The sequence below is a fragment of the Massilia sp. LC238 genome (assembly GCF_000735635.1).
Taxonomy (GTDB): domain Bacteria; phylum Pseudomonadota; class Gammaproteobacteria; order Burkholderiales; family Burkholderiaceae_D; genus Telluria; species Telluria varians.
Window position 1 is genome coordinate 1 of record NZ_JNNN01000054.1, and the last position, 23,522, is coordinate 23,522.

23 protein-coding genes, 4 tRNA genes and 1 pseudogene are annotated in these 23,522 nt (G+C 66.2%); 14 read left to right on the plus strand and 14 right to left on the minus strand.

Annotated elements, in window-relative coordinates; translation table 11 throughout:
* Positions 1–394 precede the first annotated feature (394 nt).
* The 6 genes from FG94_RS27925 (at position 395) to FG94_RS15810 (ending at position 3,869) form a co-directional block, all read left to right on the plus strand.
* Positions 395–556, plus strand: coding sequence for a hypothetical protein (locus tag FG94_RS27925; RefSeq protein ID WP_169728101.1), 162 nt, complete (start codon positions 395–397; stop codon positions 554–556).
* Positions 557–601: 45 nt separating this feature from the next.
* On the plus strand, positions 602–775 hold the full coding sequence (locus FG94_RS27930; RefSeq protein WP_200879988.1) for a hypothetical protein: 174 nt from the start codon (positions 602–604) through the stop codon (positions 773–775).
* Between the two features lie 208 nt (positions 776–983).
* Positions 984–1,376 (plus strand): LiaI-LiaF-like domain-containing protein, encoded by a 393-nt coding sequence (locus FG94_RS15795; protein ID WP_036213618.1) that lies wholly within the window; start codon positions 984–986, stop codon positions 1,374–1,376.
* On the plus strand, positions 1,366–2,076 hold the full coding sequence (locus tag FG94_RS15800) for a LiaI-LiaF-like domain-containing protein (protein WP_036213621.1): 711 nt from the start codon (positions 1,366–1,368) through the stop codon (positions 2,074–2,076). The genes FG94_RS15795 and FG94_RS15800 overlap by 11 nt, the downstream gene beginning before the upstream one ends.
* Positions 2,076–3,137, plus strand: coding sequence for a sensor histidine kinase (locus FG94_RS15805; protein ID WP_036213624.1), 1,062 nt, complete (start codon positions 2,076–2,078; stop codon positions 3,135–3,137). The genes FG94_RS15800 and FG94_RS15805 overlap by 1 nt, the downstream gene beginning before the upstream one ends.
* Positions 3,138–3,140: 3 nt before the next feature.
* Complete coding sequence (locus FG94_RS15810; protein ID WP_036213626.1) at positions 3,141–3,869, plus strand: LytTR family DNA-binding domain-containing protein; 729 nt, start codon at positions 3,141–3,143, stop codon at positions 3,867–3,869.
* Here the strand turns inward: FG94_RS15810 and FG94_RS15815 are convergent.
* The 3 genes from FG94_RS15815 to FG94_RS15825 form a co-directional block, all read right to left on the minus strand.
* Positions 3,866–6,139, minus strand: a complete 2,274-nt coding sequence (locus FG94_RS15815; protein WP_229445960.1) for an ATP-dependent DNA helicase — start codon at positions 6,137–6,139, stop codon at positions 3,866–3,868. The two genes, FG94_RS15810 and FG94_RS15815, sit on opposite strands and share 4 nt — an antisense overlap.
* Positions 6,136–7,779 (minus strand): VRR-NUC domain-containing protein, encoded by a 1,644-nt coding sequence (locus FG94_RS15820; protein ID WP_036213631.1) that lies wholly within the window; start codon positions 7,777–7,779, stop codon positions 6,136–6,138. The genes FG94_RS15815 and FG94_RS15820 overlap by 4 nt, the downstream gene beginning before the upstream one ends.
* 112 nt (positions 7,780–7,891) lie before the next feature.
* Entirely contained in the window at positions 7,892–8,716 is an 825-nt protein-coding gene (locus FG94_RS15825; protein WP_036213634.1) for a hypothetical protein, read from the minus strand.
* Between the two features lie 95 nt (positions 8,717–8,811).
* On the opposite strand from FG94_RS15825, the pseudogene FG94_RS15830 reads away from it, so the two are divergent.
* Positions 8,812–9,351, plus strand: a pseudogene (locus FG94_RS15830) (AAA family ATPase); the annotation flags it as partial.
* A 9-nt stretch (positions 9,352–9,360) separates the two neighbouring features.
* The gene (gene tssA / locus FG94_RS15835) at positions 9,361–10,341 is read left to right on the plus strand and encodes a type VI secretion system protein TssA (RefSeq protein ID WP_036213640.1); all 981 of its coding nucleotides are present in this window, start codon (positions 9,361–9,363) and stop codon (positions 10,339–10,341) included.
* An 85-nt stretch (positions 10,342–10,426) separates the two neighbouring features.
* Here tssA and phaP read toward each other — a convergent pair whose 3' ends face one another.
* The 3 genes from phaP to FG94_RS15845 all read right to left on the minus strand — a co-directional run bounded on the left by phaP (position 10,427) and on the right by FG94_RS15845 (position 13,232).
* Positions 10,427–10,987 carry a TIGR01841 family phasin gene (phaP, locus tag FG94_RS15840; RefSeq protein WP_036213643.1) on the minus strand — a complete coding sequence of 187 codons (561 nt, stop codon included), beginning with the start codon at positions 10,985–10,987 and terminating at the stop codon, positions 10,427–10,429.
* A 62-nt stretch (positions 10,988–11,049) separates the two neighbouring features.
* Positions 11,050–11,247, minus strand: a complete 198-nt coding sequence (locus FG94_RS26685; protein ID WP_081926025.1) for a hypothetical protein — start codon at positions 11,245–11,247, stop codon at positions 11,050–11,052.
* A gap of 80 nt (positions 11,248–11,327) precedes the next feature.
* Positions 11,328–13,232, minus strand: a complete 1,905-nt coding sequence (locus tag FG94_RS15845) for a hypothetical protein (RefSeq protein WP_036213646.1) — start codon at positions 13,230–13,232, stop codon at positions 11,328–11,330.
* A 164-nt stretch (positions 13,233–13,396) separates the two neighbouring features.
* On the opposite strand from FG94_RS15845, the gene cueR reads away from it, so the two are divergent.
* The gene (gene cueR / locus FG94_RS15850) at positions 13,397–13,819 is read left to right on the plus strand and encodes a Cu(I)-responsive transcriptional regulator (RefSeq protein ID WP_036213648.1); all 423 of its coding nucleotides are present in this window, start codon (positions 13,397–13,399) and stop codon (positions 13,817–13,819) included.
* 69 nt (positions 13,820–13,888) lie between these two features.
* On the opposite strand, the gene FG94_RS15855 is transcribed toward cueR, so the two are convergent.
* The 4 genes from FG94_RS15855 to FG94_RS15870 form a co-directional block, all read right to left on the minus strand.
* A tRNA-Leu gene (locus FG94_RS15855) sits at positions 13,889–13,973 on the minus strand.
* 60 nt (positions 13,974–14,033) lie between these two features.
* A tRNA-Leu gene (locus FG94_RS15860) sits at positions 14,034–14,118 on the minus strand.
* Between the two features lie 59 nt (positions 14,119–14,177).
* Positions 14,178–14,262: transfer RNA gene (locus FG94_RS15865), tRNA-Leu, on the minus strand.
* Between the two features lie 58 nt (positions 14,263–14,320).
* Positions 14,321–14,405, minus strand: a tRNA-Leu gene (locus tag FG94_RS15870).
* A 323-nt stretch (positions 14,406–14,728) separates the two neighbouring features.
* Between FG94_RS15870 and rnr the strand changes: the two genes are divergently transcribed.
* The 4 genes from rnr to FG94_RS15890 all read left to right on the plus strand — a co-directional run bounded on the left by rnr (position 14,729) and on the right by FG94_RS15890 (position 19,720).
* Positions 14,729–17,311, plus strand: coding sequence for a ribonuclease R (gene rnr / locus FG94_RS15875; RefSeq protein WP_036213651.1), 2,583 nt, complete (start codon positions 14,729–14,731; stop codon positions 17,309–17,311).
* 3 nt (positions 17,312–17,314) lie between these two features.
* Positions 17,315–18,058 carry a 23S rRNA (guanosine(2251)-2'-O)-methyltransferase RlmB gene (gene rlmB / locus FG94_RS15880; RefSeq protein ID WP_027865063.1) on the plus strand — a complete coding sequence of 248 codons (744 nt, stop codon included), beginning with the start codon at positions 17,315–17,317 and terminating at the stop codon, positions 18,056–18,058.
* Between the two features lie 241 nt (positions 18,059–18,299).
* On the plus strand, positions 18,300–19,037 hold the full coding sequence (gene cysE / locus FG94_RS15885; protein ID WP_027865064.1) for a serine O-acetyltransferase: 738 nt from the start codon (positions 18,300–18,302) through the stop codon (positions 19,035–19,037).
* Between the two features lie 8 nt (positions 19,038–19,045).
* Positions 19,046–19,720 carry a YceH family protein gene (locus tag FG94_RS15890; RefSeq protein ID WP_027865065.1) on the plus strand — a complete coding sequence of 225 codons (675 nt, stop codon included), beginning with the start codon at positions 19,046–19,048 and terminating at the stop codon, positions 19,718–19,720.
* On the opposite strand, the gene FG94_RS15895 is transcribed toward FG94_RS15890, so the two are convergent.
* From FG94_RS15895 to FG94_RS15910, 4 genes are read right to left on the minus strand one after another with little or no spacing between them, the layout of a single operon-like run.
* Positions 19,680–20,507 (minus strand): hypothetical protein, encoded by an 828-nt coding sequence (locus FG94_RS15895; RefSeq protein WP_036213655.1) that lies wholly within the window; start codon positions 20,505–20,507, stop codon positions 19,680–19,682. The two genes, FG94_RS15890 and FG94_RS15895, sit on opposite strands and share 41 nt — an antisense overlap.
* A 4-nt stretch (positions 20,508–20,511) precedes the next feature.
* Entirely contained in the window at positions 20,512–21,477 is a 966-nt protein-coding gene (locus FG94_RS15900; RefSeq protein WP_036213658.1) for a hypothetical protein, read from the minus strand.
* A complete protein-coding gene (locus FG94_RS15905; protein ID WP_036213660.1) occupies positions 21,474–22,346 on the minus strand; it encodes an ABC transporter ATP-binding protein in 873 nt (290 codons plus the stop codon). Before FG94_RS15905 ends, FG94_RS15900 begins: the two co-directional genes overlap by 4 nt.
* Positions 22,343–22,720 carry a GntR family transcriptional regulator gene (locus FG94_RS15910; protein WP_036213661.1) on the minus strand — a complete coding sequence of 126 codons (378 nt, stop codon included), beginning with the start codon at positions 22,718–22,720 and terminating at the stop codon, positions 22,343–22,345. Before FG94_RS15910 ends, FG94_RS15905 begins: the two co-directional genes overlap by 4 nt.
* A gap of 203 nt (positions 22,721–22,923) precedes the next feature.
* Here FG94_RS15910 and FG94_RS15915 point away from each other — a divergent pair, with 203 nt between their 5' ends.
* Entirely contained in the window at positions 22,924–23,316 is a 393-nt protein-coding gene (locus FG94_RS15915) for a type II TA system antitoxin MqsA family protein (RefSeq protein ID WP_051996813.1), read from the plus strand.
* The last annotated feature ends 206 nt before the right edge of the window (positions 23,317–23,522 follow it).

The following is a 23,522-nucleotide window of genomic DNA, read 5'->3' on the forward strand; positions in this document are numbered from 1 at the left end:
CGGGAAAGGCTGGTTAGCCTCCTGAAAGACGAACGGCCCGGCCGCAAATGCGACCGGGCCGTCAAGGCAGCGCCGAAGCGCTATGCCGTTCGAAAGGTCAAGAAGCTACCTTAACTGAACGGCATTAGAGCTCCGGCTCCCCTTTTTTTCGATGCGGACGCAGCGGCTTTCCCCAGCGCGCCGCGTCCTTGTAGGAGACGGCCTATCGGAAAATGTGCGGCAGCTAACGGTGAGATCGGGAGCCCATCGGTAACATGGGAACCGTCTGAGTGAGGCACCTGTGCGAGAAGCGCGCGGTACCGACAGCTCAACAGGTTAGCCGGTCGCCTCGAGGACCGGCACCAATTTCGGGCCGCGCCCCAGGCGTCGGCCCCCAACGGAAGTGGAGGTCGCCATGTCCGAGATCAAGCAGCCACCCAAGCACCTGGTTCGTGAATACCTCGAGCGCCGTGCGCGGGACAGCGCACCACCGCCGACGCCGGAGGAGATCCGCCGCCAGCTCGGCTGGGGAATGCTGATGCCTTCCGATCTCAAGATGGGCACCAACCGCTCCTGATCCCGCGCCGTGCCGCGGTTCACCACCGTCCACCAGGAGACACTCATGACCAGAAAGATCGGCAGTAAACACGAGGCACAACACCGCGGCAAGAAGGAACGCCAGGAGATCCGCCGCACCAACATCGCGCGCGAAGCCGTCAAGATGGCCGAGGCCCGCGCCAAGTACCGCAACCAGGTCAAGGGCCGTCCGGCGATGGACCTGTCGGCGTCAAGCTGAGTTTTTACCGAAGCAGTCTGCCCAGCTGGCCCGCCTCCTCACAGGCGGGCTTTTTTTCGTCTCGCCATTCGCCGGCCTCGCCGCCGTCCGCCGAATACTTCGCCATTCACCGGCGCCACACCGCCGTTCACCGAAAGGCGCTTTCATTGCATGTTGCCGTTCCGGTATCGTGTGTCCATACAGTCCACACACGAAGGAGTCACGCATCATGCATACCGAAGAAGCTTACCGCTGGCGCAAGCAGGCCGTCCTGGGCCTGGTCCTGATCGCCGTCGGCACCGTCGTCCTGCTCGACCGCCTGTACTACATCGATGCCGGCGCCTACTGGCGCTACTGGCCGCTGCTCCTCGTCGTGGTCGGCATCAACCAGACCATCGGCTATCCGAGCCCGCGCGAATTCGGCAACGGCCTGTGGACCGTCTTCATCGGCCTGTGGCTGTTCGCCTGCTTCAACCATGTCTTCGGCCTGACTTTCCGTAACAGCTGGCCGCTGTTCATCCTGGCCTGGGGCGTGAAGCTGGTGTTCCAGCCGCTGGTCGCCCGCCGTTTCGCCCAGCAGCAGTCCGCCCTCAAGCAACCGGAGAATCAACATGAAGGATAATTTCCAGTCGAAGGGCGTCACCAGCCAGGTCGTGCTCGGCCTGCTCGTGATCCTGATGGGCTTGCTGTTCCTGCTCGATAACCTCGACCTCATCGAGATCCGCCGCATCGTGACCTTCTGGCCGATGGTGTTCATCATCGCCGGCACCGTGAAGCTGTGCGACACCCAGAGCCGCAACGGCCAGCTGCTGGGCGGCGGCCTGATCGGGCTCGGCGTCCTGATGATCCTGGACCGGATGGACATCATCGACTTCAACATCCGCACCCTGTGGCCGCTGTTCCTGATCGGCGCCGGCGCCTTCGTCCTGTACCGGGCCCTGGACGCGCGCCGCGCGGCGCCGGGCGCATCGTTGAAGGACGACCCTGGCGCGGGGAGCGACGTGGTCGACGTGGCCGCCATCCTGGGCGGATTCGAACGCCGTGTCACGACGCAGAACTTCCGCGGCGGCGAAATCACGGCGGTGATGGGCGGCTGCTCGCTCGACATGCGTACCGCCTCGATCCAGGACGAAGCGGTGATCAACGTGTTCGCGTTCTGGGGTGGTGTGACGCTCAAGTGCCCGCCCGACTGGACCGTCGTCCTGCAGGGAACCCCGATCATGGGCGGCTTCGAGGAAAAGACCGCGACGCCGCCGCACAACCAAAAGCGCCTGGTCATCCGCGGCTACGCGATCATGGGCGGCGTCGAGGTACGCAACTGATGGTGCTGGCGCGGCGCGGCAGCGCGCTCTACCTGCTGGCCTGGCTGATGCTGGGCCTGTTGCTGGCGGGGCTGATCAATGCCGCTACCGGCGCCGGGCCCGGCGCCAGCCTGCTGTTCGCGCTGCCGCTCACGGTGTTCTACGCGGTCGCCTGCGGCTTCTCCAGCTACTACTTGTGCCGCGCCTTTCCGCTGGCGCAGCGGCCGCTGGGTGCGGTGTTGTCGGTGTTCTTCTTCAGCGGCCTGAGCGCGGCGCTGCTGTGGTGCGCGGCGGGCAGCGCCTGGGCCGCCGTGTGCAAGCTGCTGCTGTCCGAGGAAGAAGCGGTCGGCTTCACCCGGCCTTTCGCGGCGCTGATGCTGGGGATCGGGATGCTGCTGTACTGGATGACGGCGGTGGCCCAGCTGCTGGCGCTGGAATTCGAACGCGCGCGCCGCGCCGAGACGCGCGAGCTAGAGTCGCGCCTGCTGGCGCAGGACGCGGAGCTGCGCATGCTGCGCACCCAGATCGATCCGCACTTCCTGTTCAACAGCCTGAACTCGATCAGCGCGCTGACGGCGATCGACCCCGGCCGGGCGCGCGACATGACCCTGCAGCTGGCGGGGTTCTTTCGCCAGACGCTCGGACTGGAAGCGCACCGCAAGGTGCGCCTGCATGAGGAGCTGGTGCTGGTCGAGCGCTTCCTGGCGATCGAAGGGGTACGCTTCGGCCCGCGCCTGAGCTTCGAGCACCGTGTGGGCGAGGACGCGCACGAATGCCTGCTGCCGCCGATGATCCTGCAGCCGCTGGTCGAGAACGCGGTCAAGCACGGGATCGGCGGACTGCTGGAAGGGGGTAGCATACGCCTGCTTGCCGAGCGCTCCGGTTCGCTGCTGCGAATCCGGGTCGAGAACGATGCGGACCCGGACGCAACAGGAACGAAGGAAGGCACCGGCATCGGCCTGGTGAACGTGCGCCAGCGGCTGGCGGCGGCCTACGGCAAGGAAGGCAGCGTGCATTGGGCACGCGAACACAATCTATTCCGGGTGGACCTCGTGCTGCCCGCGGAGACGGAGGAGAAGTAAGAGATGCGAGTACTGATCGTCGATGACGAACACCTGGCGCGCGCGCTGCTGCGCGAATACCTGGCCGGCCATCCGGACATCGAGGTCGTGGGCGAGTGCGCGAACGGCTTCGAGGCCGTCAAGGCCATCGGCGAACTGGAACCGGAGCTGGTCTTCCTCGACATCCAGATGCCCAAGCTCGACGGCTTCGAGGTGGTCGAACTGGCCGGCGCCAAGCCGTACTACGTCTTCGCCACCGCCTACGACCAGTATGCGCTGAAGGCCTTCGAGGTGCATGCGATCGACTACCTGCTCAAGCCCTTCAGCCGCGAGCGGCTGGCGCAGGCGCTCGACCACGCGCGCAGCCGCAGGCCGCAGCCGCAGCAGCTGCAGGCGGTGGTGCAGGATGCCGCCCAGCGCCGCGGCTACCTGGAGCGGGTCCTGATCAAGGATGGGGCGCGGGTGCACGTCGTCGCCAGCAGCACCATCGACTACATCGAGGCGCAGGACGACTACGTGCAGGTGACGGCGGCCGGCAAGGCCTGGCTGAAGAACCAGCGCCTGTCCGAACTCGAGGCCCAGCTCGACCCGCAGGTGTTCATCCGCATCCACCGCTCCTGGATCGCCAACCTCGGATCGATTGCGCGCATCGAACCGGCCAGCAAGGACAACCATTGCGCCGTGCTGAAGGACGGCACCCGGCTGCCGATCAGCCGCAGCGGCTACCAGAAGCTGCGCGACATGATGCGCTAGGGGGCGGCGGCGTCCACGTCCCACCAGGCGGGCAGCAGGGCGCGCACTTCCGGGCGGCCAAAGCGGTCGTCGATCAGCCAGACCACGCCACGGTCCGTCTCGGTACGGATCACGCGCCCCGCCGCCTGCACCACCTTCTGCATGCCGGGATACAGATAGGTGTAGTCGTAGCCGGCCCCGAACATCGCCTGCATCCGCTCGCGCAACTGCTCGTTCACCGGGTTCACCTGGGGCAGGCCGAGCGTGGCGACGAAAGCGCCGATCAGGCGATCCCCCGGCAGGTCGATGCCTTCGCCGAAGGAGCCGCCCAGCACCGCGAACCCGACGCCGCGACCGCCCGGCGTGAAGCGATCGAGGAAGGCGGCGCGTTCCGCCTCGCTCATGCGCCGCTCCTGGCGCCAGCTTGGGACCTCCGGATGGCGTGCCTGGAGTTCCTCCAGCACCTGTTCCAGGTAATCGAAGCTGCTGAAGAATGCCAGGTAGTTGCCGGGGCGCTCGGCATACTGGCGCGCGACCAGGTCGGCGATCGGCCGCAGCGAGGTGGTCCGGTGCTGGTAGCGGGTCGAGATGCCGCCGGCGATGTGGACCTCGAGCTGGCTTGCACTGAACGGCGAGGCGACGTCGGCCCAGGCGGTGTCGGGCGGCATGCCGAGCAGGTCGCAGAAGTAGTGCCAGGGACTGAGCGTGGCCGAGAACAGCGTCACCGAACGGGCCAGCGCGAAGCGCGGCGCCAGGAAGGGCGCCGGCACCACGTTGCGGATGCTGATGGTGGAATCCTTGACGCCGGCGCGCGCCAGGTCGCACAGCGAATGCTCGCCGAAGGATTCGGCCAGGCGCAGGAATGCCAGGGCGTCGAAATGGAAGCGCTGCAGTTCCGGGTCGAGCGGACCGGGGACTTCCACCAGGAAGTCGTTCACGGTGCTGGTGGCGTTCTGCAGCGCGTCCAGCAGCTTGGCCGGCACTTCGGGCAGGACCTGGTAGGGTGCCTGGGGCAGCGGCGCCTCCTTGTCGACGCCGCTCCAGGCGCGGCCCACCCGTTCCAGGGCTTTCTTGACGACCCCGGGCGCGTTGGCGCGCGCGGCGCGCAGCTGGCCGCGCTCCAGTTCCAGGCTGTACATCGCGCGGGCACGCGACACCATGTTGTGGGCTTCGTCGACCAGCACGCTGGTCTTCCAGCCGCGCTCGAGCGCCAGCGCGTAGAGCATGGCGCTGCCGTCGAAATAATAGTTGTAGTCGCCGACCACCATGTCGGCCCAGCGCGCCATTTCGCTGCCGAGGTAGTAGGGGCAGACTTCATGGGCAAGGCCCACTTCGCGCAGGGCGTCGCGGTCCAGCAGGGCCACCTGGGCGGCGGCCGCGCGTGCGGCCGGCAGGCGGTCGTAGAAGCCCTTCGCCAGCGGGCAGGCGTCGCCCTGGCAGGCCTTGTCCGGATGCTCGCAGGCCTTGTCGCGCGCTGTCAGTTCGAGCACCCGCAGCGGCACCGTGGCGCCGGCGCCCAGGCTGGCGGCGGCATCGAGCGCGAGGCGCCGGCCCGGGGTCTTGGCCGCCAAAAAGAAGACCTTGTCGAGGCCCTCTTGCGGCATCGCCCTCAGGACCGGGAACAGGCTGCCGACAGTCTTGCCGATGCCGGTCGGCGCCTGCGCCAGCAGGCAGCGCCCGCTGATGTTGGCGCGGTAGACGTTTTCCGCCAGCTGGCGCTGCCCGGGGCGGAAATCCGCATGCGGGAAGCGCAGTGCGCCCAGCGCCGCGTCGCGCGCCGTGCGGTGCGCCGCTTCGCTGGCAGCCCAGTTCGAGAAGCGTTCGCAGAGTTCGGTGAACAGGGCGGCAAGATCTTGCGCGCTCCGGGTTTCGCGCAGCACGGTTTCCTGGCCGCTGCCGATGTCGTAGTAGACCAGGGCCAGGTTGACGCTGTCCATCCCGAGCTGGCGGCACAGCAGATGGCCGTAGACCCGTACTTGCGCCCAGTGCAGGTGGCGGTGGTTGTCGGGAATGGCGTCGAACTTGCCGCGGTGGGTCTTGATCTCTTCGACCAGGTTCCGGTCCGGGTCGTAGCCGTCGGCGCGTCCGCGCACGTGCAGGTCGCCCCAGCTTCCTTCGAGCGATACCTCGGTGCGGTAGTTCTCGCCGCGCCGGCTAGTCACGACCGCATGGCCATTGATGCCTTCCTGGGCGGTGGGCGAGGGCGTGAAGCGCATGTCGAGGTCACCCTGCTTGGCGGTGAACTCGCACAGGGCGCGTACCGCGACACTGTAGTGAAGGCCGACATTCAAGCGGCCTGCTCCCACTGGAGGTAGCACACCGATACCGGCATCCCGTGCGTCGAACAGTAATCGATCCAGCGCAGCTGGTTGTCCTGCAGGCGGTCGCCCGGACCCTTCACCTCGATCATGGTGTAGCGGTTTTCCGCCGGCCAGAACTGGATCAGGTCGGGAAAGCCCGTGTGGTTGGCCCGGACGTCCGCCAGGATCCGTTCGCACCATTTGCGCAGGTGTTGCGGCGGGATGCAGGCCAGCGCCAGCTCCAGCACTTCCTCGCTGATTGCGCCCCAGTAGACGAAAGGCGAGGCGATGCCCGCTTTCTCGCGGTAGTGGGCGCGGATGGTGTCGCGGTAGCTGCCGTCGTCCAGCCGCGCCAGGCAGGCATCGAACTCGGCCTGGCGGCGCAGGTGGAAGTCCGGGCTGTGCAGATCGGCCGGGCCGCGGTGGAAGGGGTGGAAGAAGGCGCCGGGAATGGCGGCGAAGATCGCCGGCCAGCACAGCAGGCCGAACAGGGAGTTGGCCAGCGCGTTCTCGACGTAGAACACGGGCGCGTCCTCGCTGGCGAGGTGATCGCGCACCACGCCCTCGACCCAGCGGTCTTCCACCGGCATCGGCAGGGACAGGTCGAGGCGCTCGACGAGCGGCTTGCGGGCCGGCAGCCTGGCATGGCCGAGGCGGCGCGCCAGGCGCGGCCCGATGCGCATCAATTGCTGGCGCTCGGACTCGCTTTCCGGCGCGGCCTGGGCCACCTGGAACAGCGCATAGGCTTCATCGAAGCGCTCGTGCTTTTCCAGCACGCGGATGGCGCGTCCGCGCGCACCGAGGAAGCGGCAGCGCGCATAGACGGCGTAGGCATTGTCCCAGTCCTTGAGCTTTTCAAAACCCTGGCCGATCTGGAACAGCAGCTTCTCGCGCCGGCTCACCAGCCAATCGTTGTCGAACACATGGGCGGGCAGGTCGCGCAGCACCTCGTCGAGCGGCTCGCCGGCGTAGAAGCGCTCCTTGCAGGCGTGCAGGAGGATGTAATGCTCGACGTCGGCGCGCGAGCGGAAACCGCGCGAGGCTTGCGAGATCTCGACCTGCTCGAAGCGGAACATGCCGAGGTCGGACAGCACGAATTCGGTCCAGTCCTGGGCCAGGTTGCCGAAGAAGATCAGGCGCAGCCGGTCGCACAGCGGCTTGACCCCGATGCGCAGCGCGAGATCGGCGCAGTCGCGGTACCACGCGGAGAACGCCCGGCTGTCGGCGAATTGCTCGCGCAGCGCGTCCAGCTGCTCGCCCTTGCGCGCGTTCTTGTGCGGCAACTGCGGACCGAAGGCGCTGGCGATCTCGGGCTTGGACAGCAGGTCGAACAGCTCGTCGAGCGAGATGACCGGGTCGGCCTCGACCCAGCCGGTGGCAAGCAGCTCGCGCGCGGCCTCGACCGGACAGCCAATCTCGGCATACACCAGCTTACTGGCGCGGAACAGATTCCCCTTGCGCATGACCATGCGCACGAACAGGGCGCGTGCAGGCTGCGGCAGCGTGGGAAAGGCGGCAAGGAAGGCGAGCTCGTCGTCGACCAGCAGGTCGCGATAGCGCTCGCCGATCCAGTCGAGGACGCGCTGGAAGTTATCCAGATAATAAAACTCGTTTTCCAGAACCCTGATCATGTCATGACGCCATACTGTGCTTTCGTACAGTATAGCGCCACGTGGGGGCAATAACCCAGCAGTAAGCCGCTTTTCGGCGGACTTTCAGCCCGGTTGCGGACTTTTCGCCACGCTACTGGCTGGGCGGGCGCGACTGGCAGGCATTGTTCGGGCACAGCAGCTCGGTCATTTGCGAGCCTTCGGGCGCGTGCCCGTTGGCGTGCACGATGACGGCCGAGATCAGCGCGACGTCGGCATCGACCGGGGCTTCCGGGCTCCTGGCCGGGTTCACGCCACGCTGGGCCTTCGCCTGGGACGGCTTGACGGCGCTTTTCGCCACCACGACCTGCCTGGACTTGGCCGGCGCGGCCGCTGGACGCGGGACCGGCCTGGCCTCGGCCGCCGCCGGCGCCGCTGGACGGGCAGGGGGACTCGCCTTCGCCACCGATCGTGGGGGCACGGCCGCCGCGGGAAGCGGAGAGACCGGGGTGGCGCGCGCCGGCGTGGTGGATGTTTCCGCAGCGGGCTTTTCGGGTGCCGACTTGAGCAGGCGCAGCGGCGGGACCGCCTCGGCCGGCGGCGCCTGGTCCACGATGAGCGCGGCGCCGGCCGGCTGGTTGTCAGGCGCGGTTGCGGCCGGGGCCATCGCGACCTGCAGGATCGTCGCCGCTCCCGCTGGACTGTCCCCCGGCGCCGGGGCACTGCGCCGTGGCGCCTGTTCCGCTTCGGCCAGCACCGACTCCTGTACTTCGGGCCGCAGGCCGTCGTTGTTGGCCGCCATCCAGATCAGTGTACCGGTCAAGGCCAGCGCCAGCATCGCGCTGGCGCCGTACCACGCCAGCCGTATGCCCGAAGTACCGGCCTTGCGCTTGCGCGCCGGCTCGCGTTCGAGCATCGCCAGGATGCTGTCCTCGCCGGAGGTCGCGGTGCGGCGAGGCGACATCAGGTTCGGACGCATGGACGGGGATTGATTTTCGTCTGTAGGCCGCACGGCATTACTCCTAAGATTGGTTCTCCCAATTCTGATTAGAAACAATCTTGGAGGAAGCGATGCTGATTTTCCAGGTCTTCGACAAGGGCGTGATGGACGATGCCGAAGGGCGCCAGATCGACTTTCGCAACACCATCATCATCCTGACCTCGAACGTGGGCTCGAGCCAGATGATGGCGGCCTGCCTGAACAAGCCCTTGAGCGAGGTGCCGACGCCGGAGCAGCTGGCGGAACTGATTCGCCCGCTCTTGACAAAGCATTTCAAGCCGGCTTTCCTGGGGCGCCTGACGGTGGTGCCTTTCTACCCGATCCGCGACGAGGTGCTCACCAACATCATCCGCCTGAAGCTGGACCGCATCAAGGCGCGCGTGATGGACAACCACCGCGCGCGCTTCGAGTACGACGAGGCGCTGGTGTCGGCGGTGCTGAACCGCTGCACCGAGGTCGATTCCGGCGCGCGCAACGTCGACAACATCCTGAACGGCACGCTGCTGCCCGAGATCGCGGACAGCGTGCTGGCGCGCATGGCCGAGGGCGGGGCGATCACCCGGGTCAAGGTGGGCGCGACCAGGGCCGGCAAGTTCAAGTACGCGATCGAATAAGGAGGGCTCATGCTGAACCTTGAAAAACTGCTGGTCCCGCTCGCTGCGGACCAGCCCTGCGGCGAGGACCTGGCGTTCTCGCCCGAGTTCGACGCCATCAACCGTGCGCGCCAGGCCGACGACCCGTCGATCGAGCAGGGCGCCTGGGTGACGACGCTGAAGGAAGCCGACTGGAAGTTCGTCTCCAAACGCTGCGCCGAGCTGATCGAAACCCGCAGCAAGGATTTGCAGCTGGCGGTCTGGCTGGCGGAAGCGGGCACCAAGACCGGCGGCCTGGCCGGCCTGGCGGACAGCCTGCGCCTGTTGGCGGCGCTGTGCGAGCGCTACTGGGACAGCGTGCATCCCTTGCCCGACGAGGACGGCCATGAGCGCCGCATCGGCAACCTGGCCTGGATCGCGGCGCGCATCGCACCCCTGGTCAAGGACGTGCCGCTGGCCGACGGCGTCACCATGATCGCCTGGGAAGCGGCGCGGGGGCGCGGACCGGACAGCGTCGCCGAACTGGAAGCGGCGCGCACCAGGGCGACGCCGGCGGCGCGCCAGGCGCTGGCGGAGGCGGCGCACGATTGCCTGGCCGCGCTGACCGAGCTGGAGCGCGTGGTCGACGAGCGGCTGGGCGCCGATGGACCCAGCTTCGGCGCCGCGCGTGCGGCGCTGCGCGACTTCGAGGACTTGGCGGCGCCGCCGGTCGCGCACCCGGCGGCGACCGCGCAGGCCATGCCGGTGGTGGTGGCCACGGGCAGTCCGCTGCGCGTGCAGGGCGTGGTGGGCGAGGGACCGCTGCAAAGCCGCGAACAGGCGCTGGCCCAGCTGCGCGGCGTGGCCGAGTTCTTCCGCCGCACCGAGCCGCACAGCCCGGTCGCCTACCTGGCCGAGAAGGCGGCGCGCTGGGGCGAGCAGCCGCTGCACGCGTGGCTGCGTTCTGTCATCAAGGACGATGCCTCGCTGGCGCGGCTGGAGGAATTGCTGGGAATCGAGACGGAAAACTGAGGGGAAGAGAGTTGAAAGAAAATTTCATTCCAGGCGCGTAGATGAAATTTTCTTTCGTGAGGGCCGGCATTGCCGGCCTTCTTGCTTACTCGGCCTGCTTGTGCGTACCCGGCTGCACCATCGACGTCGCCTTCGCGATCTGCGCTTCCACGGTTTGCACCGCCTGGCGGGTGGCCTGGGTCACCTGTTCGTAGCCTTTGAAGGCATTGTCGATCGCGGTCTTGATGATCTCGACGGCGTTCTCCGAGCCCGGCTTGACGTTCTGCGTCACGTCGTAGATGAGCGCCGACAGGGTGCTCTTGGCTTCGGCCACGTGGGTATCGGCGGCCTGGCGGAATTCCTGGTGCATCTCGTCGATGATGGCTTTCAGTTGCTCGCGGTATTCCGCAGCGCCGGCTGCGCCCGGCTGCATGCGCGCATGCAGCGCCGCGATGGCGGCCTTCGGGTCGCCGGTGCCGGCCAGCCCCGCCATCTCCTGGCCCGCCGCGATCGAGCCGGCCATCGAGCTCCTCGCTGCATTCATGTTCAGCGCCACCACCTGTTCCACACCCTTGACCGTCTTGTCGGCGAGGGTGTTGAAAGTCTGCATCTGCAGGTCGAACAGGGTCTTGGTGGCGTTGGCGAACTGCTCCGGACTCGTAAACATCGGTGTCTCCTCGCTATTTGAATAATCGGATGAAGGTCGAATGAACTACGGCTTGCACCCCATTATTTAGTAACAATGGGTTTTTCGCAACGCGCGTCCCGATAGGGGCCGGCAGATTTTTCCCAGCCCGGACCGAGGGGCGTTTGCGAGCATGCAAGCGCGCCGTTCAATTTGCTGCGCCATTGGTAATACGGCGCCGGACCGGCCAGTGCCGCATGTGCAGCCAGGCCGAGTGCAAGGAGGAGGGTAGCGTGTTTCATGTGCTGTCGAGCTTACCTTCATGGTGGCGCAAGTCAAGCATTGCGTCGATTTTCCTCCTCGCCCGGACCACCAGCCCTGCCTAGGCCACCCGGTTGTAGCGAAACACGATTTCGTAGCGGCTGTCCTCGTCGTCGCTGATGTACTCGCGCCGTTCGCGGTACTGGCCGGGGATCTTCTCGAGCGGCGTCACCCGGACCCTGATCCCTTGCGGCGTCGTATGTTCGCTCGCCGCCGGCAGCGCGACATCCACGTTGGTCAGCTCGACCAGGTCCTGGACGCTGGGGCCGATCATGTCCTCGATGATCGGATCGGCCGGCGCCCACAGCGCCACGAAGACGTCGATCGCCACCACCACCGCGGCGGCGATGGCGGCGGCGATCAGGCCCTTGAGGCCGTAGCTGGCCAGCTTCGATGCAATGCTGCCGGCCTCCTTGAGGTGGTCCATCACGAAGGCCAGCTGGTCTTTCAGGATGTCGATGAAGGCGTCGAGGGTGTCCTCGATCTGGCGCTCGAACGCCTCTTCGCCATCGATCTCGAAGCCCCGGATCGATAGCGCGGCGCCCAGGATCGGCGTTTGGTGCGAGAACAGCAGGTGGTCCATGGCGCGCGTCTCGCCGCTGTCGACGTCGCCGAAGCGGATCGGTTCGCCGCCATTGGGCAGCTGCGCTTCGCCGGAGCTCAGGTCGGGAAACAGCGGCAGCGCCAGGATCCGGATGCCGACTTCGTCCGAGCCGAACGACGCGGGCGAAGTCTCGGCGCGGGCGTACAGGCTTTCGCTCCTGATCTCGAAGCGCGCGCTCGAAGGCGTGGCGACGCCGACGTATTCGACGTTCGACAGCAGCACCGGGCCGTGGCCGGGGTGGGTGCTGAGGTTGGGCACCGCGACCTGGAAACCATACACGCCGGGAGCCAGGTCGGCGGGCAGCTGGAAGCTGAGGCGGTCGTGCACGCGGCAATCGAGGATCAGGCGGTCTTGATTGCCGATGCGTTCGGTGAGCGGGGTCTCGTCGTCGCCGCACACCTGGGCGGGAACCTCACGCAGCACCGTGCCCGGCGCGTCCTTGGCAAAAAGCCGCACCGTCGCGTCGACGCTGGAGAAGTTCACGCCCTCCAGCAGCACGCCCTGGCCCGCCTCGATCTCCAGCACCCGCTGGCAGGCACCGGCTGCGCTGTTGCCGGGGCAGTCCGTGGTCTGCACTTCGCACACCTGCCGTGCTTCGTTGCCTTCCATGATGACGCGGCAACGCTGCTGCAGTTCGTCGGGTGTGTACTGGCCCGGCGTGAGCGGCGGGGTGTAGCTGCCGGTGCGCAGGCCGTTGACCCGGCAGATCCGCACCAGGGGATCGAAGTTCTCCTCGCCGGGGATATAGGGCCGCACGCGCACCCGGCCCGGATGCTCCCGGGTCGCACAGGCAGCGTCGTCGAAGGCCTGCACGCCGACGCGGTCCGCGATCTCCTGGGCAAAGCTCAGCGACAGCTGCGCCAGGTCGATTGGCTCGTCGATGGAGGGCAGCAAGCTGGTAGCGAACAGGCGGCTGCGCTCGCCGCTGGTCAGGCTATCGAGCGAATCGCCCGCGCAGGCCAGCACCCGTTTCAATTCCGGCGGCAGGCGGCGCAGGGTGGCGAAGCCGCTCTCCTCCAGCGCATTGGCCGGCGCCTTGCCCGCAAGGTAGCGCCGCATCAGGTGGAAGAAGTACGCGCCGAGCGTGCTCGGGACGCGGTTGTTGGCGAGCAGCCGGTCGAGCTTGTTGCGGCGGCTCTGCTTGGGCTTGGCGCCGAGCGACACCGGCACGCAGGCGCCGGGCACGCCGGGTGGACAGGGGTGCTCGCCGCCCGGCGGCGTGCATGGCGCCTCGGGTGGCGTGGACGCCGAGCAGTTGTAGATGTTGATGGTGCCGCTGCTCTTGATGCGGATGTTGATGGTGCATCCGCCTTCATGCCCGGGCTTGCCGGTATCCGGGACATTGTTCTTTCTCGATTTCATGATGTAATCTCCGTAAGAGGCGACAAGGGCAAGGGCGTGGGCCATCAGACAGGCTCGACACTAGTGACCGTAGCGCGGGATGCGCGCCCGCCCTTGGATTGCGCTCAATGGAGAAGGCATGGGAAGCTAGAATCCCATGATTGGATAGGCAACAGGAGATGACAATGCTGCAAGGCGCTACGCTGCTCAATATCGGCGACGCCGCCAGGGCTTCCGGCGTGTCGGCCAAGATGATCCGCCACTACGAAGCGATCGGCCTGCTCAAGGAGGCGAAACGCACCGACGCCGGCTACCGCGTGTATGGCGAAGACGAGGTGCGCGTGCTGCAGTTCATCCATCGCGCCCGTGCGCTCGGTTTTTCGCTGGAGCAGATCGGCAAGCTGCTGAGCCTGTGGCAGGACCGGGGACGCGCCAGCGCCGACGTGCGCGCCCTGGCGCGCGCCCACATCGATGAGCTCAACCGCAAGATCGCCGAGATGGAAGCCATGCGCCGCACGCTCGAAGCGCTGGCCGCGTCCTGCCATGGCGATGCGCGCTCGAGCTGCCCGATCCTCGACGACCTGGCGGCACAGGAAGGGGGCAGGTAAACGCAAAACGCCGTAAGCCTTTTTCAAAGCTTACGGCGTTTTGCGGGACTTGTCGTCCTAGGTAGAGTTTGGTGCCCACGGAGGGACTCGAACCCCCACACCTCGCGGCACATGGACCTGAACCATGCGCGTCTACCAATTCCGCCACGTGGGCACTGATACTGCTACAACATCAAAACTTCTTACAACTTCTTGCGGATTGACATCCGGTAGATGGTGCCCACGGAGGGACTCGAACCCCCACACCTCGCGGCACATGGACCTGAACCATGCGCGTCTACCAATTCCGCCACGTGGGCATTGATACTACGAACTGCTACAACAACGGTACAACTTGCGGAAAACTACTCCGGTAGAGTGGTGCCCACGGAGGGACTCGAACCCCCACACCTCGCGGCACATGGACCTGAACCATGCGCGTCTACCAATTCCGCCACGTGGGCACTGATACTACGAACTGCTGCTACAACAATACAAATGCGGAAAACTGCTCCGGTAGAGTGGTGCCCACGGAGGGACTCGAACCCCCACACCTCGCGGCACATGGACCTGAACCATGCGCGTCTACCAATTCCGCCACGTGGGCACTGAACTAACTCTGCTACAATAGCAGGCTTTGTCATTTTTCGCCAGATCAACTTTCGTTGACCTTCGTTCCGAATGCCTCTGCCGCTACTGTTTTTCTCCTGCTGCAGCGAGCTGCGTTGCTGAAGAGACCGAGATTATAGCGGAAGGATTTCAAAAGTCAAAAGCCCAAAGCAGGTTTCCATCAGGGAGACTTCGAGCACGCTTGGCTGCACATGTTAGGCGAATCGCATGGCAATCCCTTACACTACGCCTGTCAAGGTGTTCATCATTCCCGGGCAGCTGCACCGGCAGCGCCGCTACCAAGAGAAATAAGAAAACGATTTGAAGCAACCTACTCATACCATTCCTAGCCGCGAGGAAATCCTCGCCGTCTTTCGCAGTGCCAAAGGCCCGCTCGGAGCGAGCGACCTGGCGCGCACCCTGAAGGTCAAGCCGGCCGCCCAGGAAGTGCTCGGCCGCCGGCTCAACGCCATGGAGCGCGACGGCCAGATTCGTTCCGACGTCAGCGGCACCTATCTGTTGGCCGACCAGTCCGGGTTCGTCACCGGCCGCGTCAGCGCGCACCGCGACGGCTACGGCTTCGTCATTCCGGATGAGGGCGGCGACGACCTGTTCCTGAACGATAAGGAAATGAACAAGGTGCTCAACGGCGACCGCGTGCGCGCACGCGTCACCGGCACCGACCGCCGCGGCCGTCCGGAAGGGACCATCGTCGAAGTGGTCGAGCGCGCCAACACCCATCTGATCGGCCGCCTGATGAACGAAGGCGGCGTCTGGATCGTCTCGCCGGAAGACGTGCGCATCAGCCAGGACGTGCTGGTGGCGGGCGGCCCGGGCAAGGCCAAGGCGGGGCAGGTGGTCAGCGTCGAACTGATCGAGCAGCCCTCGCGCTTCCAGCAGCCCACCGGCCGCATCGTCGAGGTGCTCGGCGAGCTGGACGATCCGGGCATGGAAATCGAGATCGCGGTGCGCAAGTTCGGCGTGCCGCACGTGTTCTCGCCCGCCGCGCTGAAGCAGGCCAACCGCCTGCCGAACGAAGTCGTGGATGCGGATCTGGCAAACCGCGTCGACCTGCGCGACGTGCCCCTGGTGACCATCGACGGCGAAGACGCGCGCGACTTCGACGATGCGGTCTACTGCGAGCCGGTCAAGATCGGCCGTACCAAGGGCTACCGCCTCCTGGTGGCGATCGCCGACGTCAGCCACTACGTCAAGCCGAACGACGCGCTGGACACGGACGCGCTCGAGCGCAGCACCTCGGTCTACTTCCCGCGCCGCGTGATCCCGATGCTGCCCGAGAAGCTGTCCAACGGCCTGTGTTCGCTGAACCCGGCGGTGGACCGCTGCACCCTGGTGTGCGACATGGTGGTCACGCAGGACGGCGAGGTCACCGCCTACCAGTTCTACCCGGCCGTGATGCACTCGGCCGCGCGCCTGACCTACAACGAAGTTGCCGAAATCCTCGGCAACACGGCCGGTCCCGAAGCGCAGCGCAGGCCGGGCATCGTGCCCCACCTGCTGAACCTGAACGAGGTGTTCCGCGCGCTGCTCAAGGCGCGCCAGGAACGCGGCGCGATCGATTTCGAGACCACCGAGACCTACATCGTCTGCAATGCCGTCGGCAAGATCGAAAAGATCATCCCACGCACCCGCAACGATGCGCACCGTCTGATCGAGGAATGCATGCTGGCCGCGAACGTGTGCGCGGCCGACCTCCTGATCCGCCACAAGCACCCCGGCACCTTCCGCATCCACGCGGTGCCGACCGAGGAAAAGCTGCTGCAGCTGCGCACCTTCCTGAAGCTGGTCGGCCTGAACCTGGGCGGCGGCACTTCGCCCACGGCGCGCGACTACGCCGAGGTCATGCAAAAGATCAAGGAGCGCCCGGACGCGGCCCTGCTGCAGACCATGCTGCTGCGCTCGATGCAGCAGGCCGTCTACAGCCCGGACAACGTCGGCCACTTCGGCCTGGCCTATGAGGCCTATGCCCACTTCACCAGCCCGATTCGCCGCTATCCCGACCTGCTGACCCATCGCGCGATCAAGGCCATCCTGCAAGGGAAGAAGTACGAGCCGAAGGGCATCGAGCCGGGCACGCTGAACACGACCCTGTCGAATTCGGCGCGCAAGCAGGCCGCCAAGGACAAGGCCGAAGGCCGCGGCAAGAAGGAACAGGACCTGACGATCTGGGACGCGCTCGGCGTGCACTGCTCGGCCAACGAGCGCCGCGCCGACGAAGCCTCGCGCGACGTCGAGAACTGGCTGAAGTGCTACTTCATGCAGGACAAGCTGGGCGAGGACTTCACCGGCACCGTGTCCGGCGTGACCCCGTTTGGCATTTTCGTCACGCTCGACCAGCTGTACGTCGAGGGCCTGGTGCACATCAGCGGGCTGGGCACCGACTACTTCCAGTACGACGAGGCGCGCCATGAACTGCGCGGCGAGCGCAGCGGCCAGGTCTACAAGCTGACCAGCAAGGTCAACGTCAAGGTGGCGAAGGTCGACCTCGAGGCGCGCAAGATCGACCTGGTGCTGGCCGAAACGCAGGAAAGAATCCCGGCGCCGCTCGAGCGGGCCCGCCAGGCCGCGGTCGAGGCCCTTGAGCCGAAGCCGCCGAAGAAGCGCAAGGCCAAGGGCGCAGCCGAGGCGCCGGTGGAAGCGTCGCGCACCACCAGCTGCGAGGACGAGGGAGCCGAAGACGAGGACGTCGTCTTCGTGCCGCCGCCGCGCGCGCCGCGCAGCGCCCGCAACTCCGCTGCCAAGGGCGCCGCCAAGACCGCCGGCAAGACCGCAAGCAAAACCGCGTCCAAGACGCCCACGAAGCGTGCCGCCAAGACCAGCGCGCCAAAAACCAAAGCGGTGGCCAAGACCCCCGCTGCCAAAACTAGCAGGAAGAAACAGTAATACATGAAAAATAAAATGTTATTCGGGTTCCACGCGGTGACCTCGCGGCTGCGCCACGAGGCCCAGTCGGTGGAAGAGATCTTCGTCGATGCCGAGCGCAATGACGCCCGCATGAAGGCCCTGATCGCCAGCGCGAAAGAGGCCGGCGTGCGCGTGATGCCGGTCGACGCCGCACGTCTCGACAAGATCACCGGCACCCGCCGCCACCAGGGCGTGATCGCCTTCGCGAGCCAGCTGGCGCTGGCGCGCAACCTGGACGAGCTGCTGGACGCGATCGAAGGTCCGCCGCTGCTCCTGATCCTGGACGGCATCACCGATCCGCACAACCTGGGCGCCTGCCTGCGCGTGGCCGACGGCGTCGGCGCCCACGCCGTGATCGTCCCGAAGGACCGTGCGGTCGGCCTGAACGCCACCGCCGCCAAAGTGGCGAGCGGCGCGGCCGAGACCGTGCCCTACATCACGGTGACGAACCTGGCGCGCACCATGCGCGAGCTGAAGGACCGCGGCATCTGGCTGATCGGCACCTCGGACGACGCCGACAAGGGCCTGTATGAAGCCGACTTCACCGGCCCGACCGCGCTGGTGATGGGCTCGGAAGGCGAGGGCATGCGCCGCCTGACGCGCGAGACCTGCGACTTGCTGGTCAACATCCCGATGTTCGGCTCGGTCGAGAGCCTGAACGTGTCGGTCGCCTCGGGCGTCTGCTTGTACGAGGCACGCCGCCAGCGCATCGCGCGCGAAGGCTAACGCTGCGCAAGCAAAATTGGGTACCGGCCTTCGCCGGTACGACGTGCTGGAGTGAGCGGTTGTGATCACTGCTATCGAACCGCTAGCTTAAAAAAAGCCCCCTAACCGCAAGACCGTCGTTCCGGCGAAGGCCGGAACCCAATTCCCAAGCGCAGCCAACAGCGCAAGCTTTCCCCCAAGTCCCAAGCAAACCTAAGAAACATACGCTACCATCATTCCTTGGTTTGCGATCTTCCTTATTATGTTTTCCAACTTACGCGACGATATCCAGAGCATCATCCAGCGCGACCCCGCCGCCCGCAACGGCTGGGAAGTCCTGACCTGCTATCCCGGCCTGCACGCCGTGATCATGCACAGCTGGGCGCACGCCTGCTGGAAGCTCGGCCTGAAGTGGATCGGCCGCTTCATCTCCTACGTCGCCCGCATCATCACCGGCATCGAGATCCACCCGGGCGCCACCATCGGGCGCCGGGTCTTCATCGACCACGGCTTCGGCGTGGTCATCGGTGAGACGGCCGTGGTCGGCGACGACTGCACCATCTACCAGGGCGTCACCCTGGGCGGCACCACCCTGGTGGCCGGCACCAAGCGCCACCCGACGCTCGAGCGCGGCGTGATCGTCGGCGCCGGCGCCCAGGTGCTGGGCGCCTTCACGGTCGGCGAATACGCCAAGATCGGCTCGAATGCCGTGGTCATCAAGCCGGTCCCGAGCGGCGCCACCGCGGTCGGCAACCCGGCCCACATCATCCGCAAGGAAGACCAGTCGCGCAGCGCGCACTTGTTCGCCGCCTACGGCGTCACGCCCAACGGCGACGATCCCTTATCAAAAGCCCTGCGCGGCCTGATCGACCATGTGGCGCGCCAGGACGAGCAGATCGAACGCCTCACCAACACCATGCGCGAGGCCGGCCTGTGCTGTCCGAAGGTCGCCGAGGGTGATAAACTCGATTCGGAACAACTGAACCGACTGGTCGACTGAGGAAACGCATGACGAATGAAACGACGGGCACGCCCGACGGCGCTGTATTGGACCCGATGGAAATCCGCGTGCTCGCGGTACTGGCCGAAAAAGAGGCGCTCACGCCCGATAACTACCCGATGTCGGTCAACGCCATCGTCAACGGCTGCAACCAGCTGTCGAGCCGCGACCCGATCATGCAGATGACCGACGAGCTAGTGCAGGATACCCTGCAGCGGCTGATCGAGAAAAAGCTCGTCAGCGCCATCTCGCAGGCCGGCGCCCGCGTGGTGAAGTACGAGCACCGCATGCGCATCAAGTGGACCCTGGAGCAGGACAAGGTCGCGGTGCTCAGCATCCTGATGCTGCGCGGCCTGCAGACCGCCGGCGAGATCCGCACCCGCACCGGCCGCCTGTTCGAGTTCAAGAGCGTGCAGGACGTCGAGGCCGTGCTGCAGTTCCTGATCGATAAATATCCACCGCTGGTCGCGAAACTCGACCGCGCGCCGGGCACCAAGGAAGCGCGCTACGGCCACCTGCTGGGCGGCGAACTGGCCGCCTACGAGCCGCCCGCCGCCGGCGCCGGCCTCGGCGGAGGCGGCGCCAGCCGCGTCGGTCAGCTGGAACAGGAAGTCGCCGCACTACGCGGCGAGCTCGAGGAACTCAAGGCGCAGTTCGAGGCGTTTCGCCAGCAGTTCCAGTAGCCGGCGCCGCTTCTTTCGCTTCTGCCGGCTCGGCAAACGTCAGCTCGACCAGCGCGTCGTCGCTCCAGCTGGCGTTCCCGATCGGTACCTGGAAGGTATGACCCTTCACTTCCAGTTTCGCCGAGCGCTTGCCGTCTACTAGCACCGCCCCCAGCAGCGGCTGGTCGCTGCGGAAGGGGAAATGCGCCTTCCTGCTTACGTTCTCCCAGCGGAAATCCTCGGGGTCGCCGAAGAAGTTGCACCAGTCGGTGCGCAGCAGGATGGTGTTGATGGTCATCACCCAGAAGGTCGGGATCTCGGCCTTGGCCATCGCCACGGTCACCTTGCACTCCAGCCGCAGGTCGCCCAGGCGGCGCTGGTGGGCGGCCAGGCCCGGCGTGCGGATGTCGGGGTCGGTCCGGTAGGCGCGGCGCTTGCGGTTCAGTTCCAGCTCGCTCTCCGCGTCCTCGGCGGCATCAACGCGCGGCACCACGAAGCGCCGGTCGGCGTCGATCGTGATCGGCAGTTGGTAGCCGCCGTCGCCCACCAGGCGGAGCGCCAGCGGCCGCGCCGACTCGTCCTTCCCCTGCGGGCGCAGCCGGAAATGCAGCCGTTCGGCCCTTGGTGCCAGCTGCCGGTGGCGCTCGAAGGCGTCCAGGCCGGCCAGGATGACCTTGTACTTGCGCACTTCCGGATTGCGCATGGCGTTCACATGCACGGGTTCCAGTTGGCGGACCGGCTTGTCCTCCGCGGCAGCGCTGCCGCAGAGGAGCAGGGCCCCGAGTGCTATCGCTGACAGGGCGCGCACGGAATCAGCCCTCGTCGCGCCAGCGGCGCAGGCGCATGGCAGCGTAGATCATCGCGGCGCCCGCCACGGCGGCGACCCAGGTGCTCGGGTGGCTCAGCGTGGAGTAGGACAGGCCGAGCAGGGTGGTCGGGTCCAGGCCGTACTGCTGGTTGATGGTCTCGATGTCGCCGTAGGACAGCCAGATGCCCGGCACCAGCCCGGCCAGGCCGCGCAGCACGACTTCCTGGACGAACCAGTCGACGTCGATGACCGAGTTCGACACGTGGCCGACGATGATGTTGAACCACTTCAGCAGCAGGGCCACGACCAGCGGCGTGCCGACCGCCCACAGGAAGACCTTGGAGCGCGCCCAGCTCGACACCATCAGCAGCCAGCCGACGGTCGGCAGCGCCCAGACGACGTACAGGGGCAGGAAGGCCAGCAGGTACAGCGGACCGAGGTACAGGTTCGGTTCCATCAGCACCGGTGCGAACAGGTTGACGCCCTTGCCGGCGGCGCTGATCATGCCCAGCACCAGCAGGGCCAGGCCGGTCACCACGCCGATGGCGATCGTGATCAGGGGCGCCACGACCAGTGCGGTGGCGGCTTTCGACAGCACGGTGTCGCGGTCCGACAGCGGCAGCGACTTCCAGAACAGGATGCTGCGGTCGCGGCGGTCGTCGTGCAGGGCGGCCAGGCAGTAGAAGAACACCACCACGGCCAGCACGATGAACAGCGGCGCCGCCAGGCCGAGGTAGCCGGAGGCCGCGACATGCGCGATCTTGTAGCGCAGCGCCGGCGGGATGCCCTGGATCGAGACGACGTTGTGGCCATTGATCTGGATGGCTTCGCTGCCGCCGAAAGCCATGGCGTACATGAAGCCGCCGCCCACCAGCAGCAGCATCGCCGAGGCGACCGCGACCGGGGTCCAGAAGAAGGCGCCCTTGTGCTCCCAGAACTCGCGCCGGAGCAGCCATTTCATCGTTTTCATGCGTAGGTTCCTTTCATGGTTGCCACGAACAGGTCGGCAACGCTGGGATTGCGGGTCTCGCCGAGCTGGGCGAGCTGGGCGCGCGACACGCCGCCCGGTGCGCCCGAATCGAACAGCATCACCGACTTGCCGAACACGGTGCGCTTGTCGAGCGGGGCCAGGGCATTGGCGGCATTGAGCTTGTCGGCCGGGACCATCACTTCGGTGTAGCGCTCGCCGATCTCTTCCATCGAGGCGGACAGCACGATCTTGCCTTCGCGGATGAACATCAGGTCGGTGAGGATGTGCTCGACTTCCTCCACCTGGTGGGTGGTGATGACGATGGTCTTCTGCTCGTCGAAGTAGTCTTCCAGCAGGTTCTGGTAGAACTGCTTGCGGTACATGATGTCCAGGCCCAGCGTGGGTTCGTCCAGCACGAGCAGCTTGGCGTCGATGGCCATCACCAGCGCCAGGTGCAGCTGCACGATCATGCCCTTCGACATTTCCTTGACCTTCATGGTCGGCTTGAGCTTGGTGTGCGCGATATAGCGTTCGGCCTTTTCGCGGTTGAAGCGCGGATGCACGCCGGCCACGAAGTCGATCGCGTCCTTCACGCGCAGCCAGCGCGGCAGGATCGCGACGTCGGCGATGAAGCAGACTTCCTTCATCAGGTCGTCGCGCTGGGTGCGCGGGTCGAAGCCCAGCACCGTCAGCTGGCCGTCGAAGGGAATCAGGCCGAGGGCGGCTTTCAGGGTGGTGGTCTTGCCGGAGCCGTTGGGGCCGATCAGGCCGACGATGCGGCCGGCGGGGATGTCGAAATCGATGCCGTCGACGGCGGTACGCTTGCCGTAACGCTTGGTCAGGCCGCGTGCTTCGATAACGGCATTCATGCTGAACCTCCCGGAGCGTTGTTGCCGGAGGCATTGAGCAGCTGCTCGACGTTCAGGCCAAGGCGGCGGATGCGTTCGACCATGGCGGGCCATTCCTCGCGGATGAAGCGCTCGCGTTCTGTGGCCAGCAGTTTTTCGCTTGCTCCTTCGGTGACGTACATGCCAATTCCCCTTCGTTTTTCTACCAGGTTCTCGTCGACCAGCTCCTGGTAAGCCTTGGAGACAGTGATCGGATTCAGTTGATATTCGGCCGCGATCTGGCGGACCGAGGGCAGGGCGTCGCCGGCTTTCAAGATACCGTCGAGCATCATGCCCACCACCCGCTCCTTGAGCTGGCGGTAAATGGGTGTGTTGTCATTCCAGCCGACTGTCATGTCCAGTCCTCCTCGGTCGTAGTGCTGCATGGTTCATCTGCCTCTCCCTCGCTTATGCTGATTGGGTGATGTGTTGAAGTGGTGTTGTAGTGAAGTATAACAGCGACTTGGCAAATGTAAACATACATATTGAACAAAAACGCGGGCGCGGCTTGTCCGGCCACTTTGGTAGGATGGGGAATCGATCAAGGAAGGAGGGAAGGATGCTGACGTGCCCGAACTGCGGCGTCTCGCCGCTGACGCATGCGATCAGGGAAATGCATTACACCTACAAGGGGCGGAGCACGACGATCCCGGACGTCGTCGTCGAGCATTGCGTCGGCTGCAAGGAGGTCATGTTCGCGCAGGGCGAGCACGAGCATTACGGCGAACTGGTCGCGGCCTTCCGCAAGCAGGTGGATGCGCAGGAGCTCAAGACGATCCGGGCCATGCGCAAGGGGCTGGGGCTGACCCTGCAGAAGGCCGACGAACTGTTCGGCGACGCGGCGGGGGATTTTGCGCGCTTCGAGTCGGGCGAGGCGCATGCGCCGGTGGCGCTGGTGAAGCTATTGCGGCTGCTGGGCAAGCACCCCGAGCTGCTCGATGAAGTCCGGTAAATCGTGGCGGGTGAGGGGGACCCGCGTGGCCCGCTCCGCCCCCCCCCCAATCCCCCGCCGCGTCGCCGAACAGTTCGTCGGCCTTCTGCAGGGCCCCCGCCGCTGCGCCACCCACACCCCGACCGCCACCACCGGCACCAGAATCCCCAGCATCAGATCCGGATTGATCGGCACCCCGGCCGCCTTGGCCGCCTTCCCCGCATAGC

Excerpts from the sequence above, each read along its gene's own strand:
- FG94_RS27925 (WP_169728101.1), top strand. The coding sequence starts at position 395 with ATGTCCGAGATCAAGCAGCCACCCAAGCACCTGGTTCGTGAATACCTC.
- FG94_RS27930 (WP_200879988.1), top strand. The coding sequence starts at position 602 with ATGACCAGAAAGATCGGCAGTAAACACGAGGCACAACACCGCGGCAAG.
- FG94_RS15795 (WP_036213618.1), top strand. The coding sequence starts at position 984 with ATGCATACCGAAGAAGCTTACCGCTGGCGCAAGCAGGCCGTCCTGGGC.
- FG94_RS15800 (WP_036213621.1), top strand. The coding sequence starts at position 1,366 with ATGAAGGATAATTTCCAGTCGAAGGGCGTCACCAGCCAGGTCGTGCTC.
- FG94_RS15805 (WP_036213624.1), top strand. The coding sequence starts at position 2,076 with ATGGTGCTGGCGCGGCGCGGCAGCGCGCTCTACCTGCTGGCCTGGCTG.
- FG94_RS15810 (WP_036213626.1), top strand. The coding sequence starts at position 3,141 with ATGCGAGTACTGATCGTCGATGACGAACACCTGGCGCGCGCGCTGCTG.
- FG94_RS15820 (WP_036213631.1), bottom strand. The coding sequence starts at position 7,779 with ATGATCAGGGTTCTGGAAAACGAGTTTTATTATCTGGATAACTTCCAG.
- FG94_RS15825 (WP_036213634.1), bottom strand. The coding sequence starts at position 8,716 with ATGCGTCCGAACCTGATGTCGCCTCGCCGCACCGCGACCTCCGGCGAG.
- tssA (WP_036213640.1), top strand. The coding sequence starts at position 9,361 with ATGCTGAACCTTGAAAAACTGCTGGTCCCGCTCGCTGCGGACCAGCCC.
- phaP (WP_036213643.1), bottom strand. The coding sequence starts at position 10,987 with ATGTTTACGAGTCCGGAGCAGTTCGCCAACGCCACCAAGACCCTGTTC.
- FG94_RS26685 (WP_081926025.1), bottom strand. The coding sequence starts at position 11,247 with ATGAAACACGCTACCCTCCTCCTTGCACTCGGCCTGGCTGCACATGCG.
- FG94_RS15845 (WP_036213646.1), bottom strand. The coding sequence starts at position 13,232 with ATGAAATCGAGAAAGAACAATGTCCCGGATACCGGCAAGCCCGGGCAT.
- cueR (WP_036213648.1), top strand. The coding sequence starts at position 13,397 with ATGCTGCAAGGCGCTACGCTGCTCAATATCGGCGACGCCGCCAGGGCT.
- rlmB (WP_027865063.1), top strand. The coding sequence starts at position 17,315 with ATGAAAAATAAAATGTTATTCGGGTTCCACGCGGTGACCTCGCGGCTG.
- cysE (WP_027865064.1), top strand. The coding sequence starts at position 18,300 with ATGTTTTCCAACTTACGCGACGATATCCAGAGCATCATCCAGCGCGAC.
- FG94_RS15890 (WP_027865065.1), top strand. The coding sequence starts at position 19,046 with ATGACGAATGAAACGACGGGCACGCCCGACGGCGCTGTATTGGACCCG.
- FG94_RS15900 (WP_036213658.1), bottom strand. The coding sequence starts at position 21,477 with ATGAAAACGATGAAATGGCTGCTCCGGCGCGAGTTCTGGGAGCACAAG.
- FG94_RS15905 (WP_036213660.1), bottom strand. The coding sequence starts at position 22,346 with ATGAATGCCGTTATCGAAGCACGCGGCCTGACCAAGCGTTACGGCAAG.
- FG94_RS15910 (WP_036213661.1), bottom strand. The coding sequence starts at position 22,720 with ATGACAGTCGGCTGGAATGACAACACACCCATTTACCGCCAGCTCAAG.
- FG94_RS15915 (WP_051996813.1), top strand. The coding sequence starts at position 22,924 with ATGCTGACGTGCCCGAACTGCGGCGTCTCGCCGCTGACGCATGCGATC.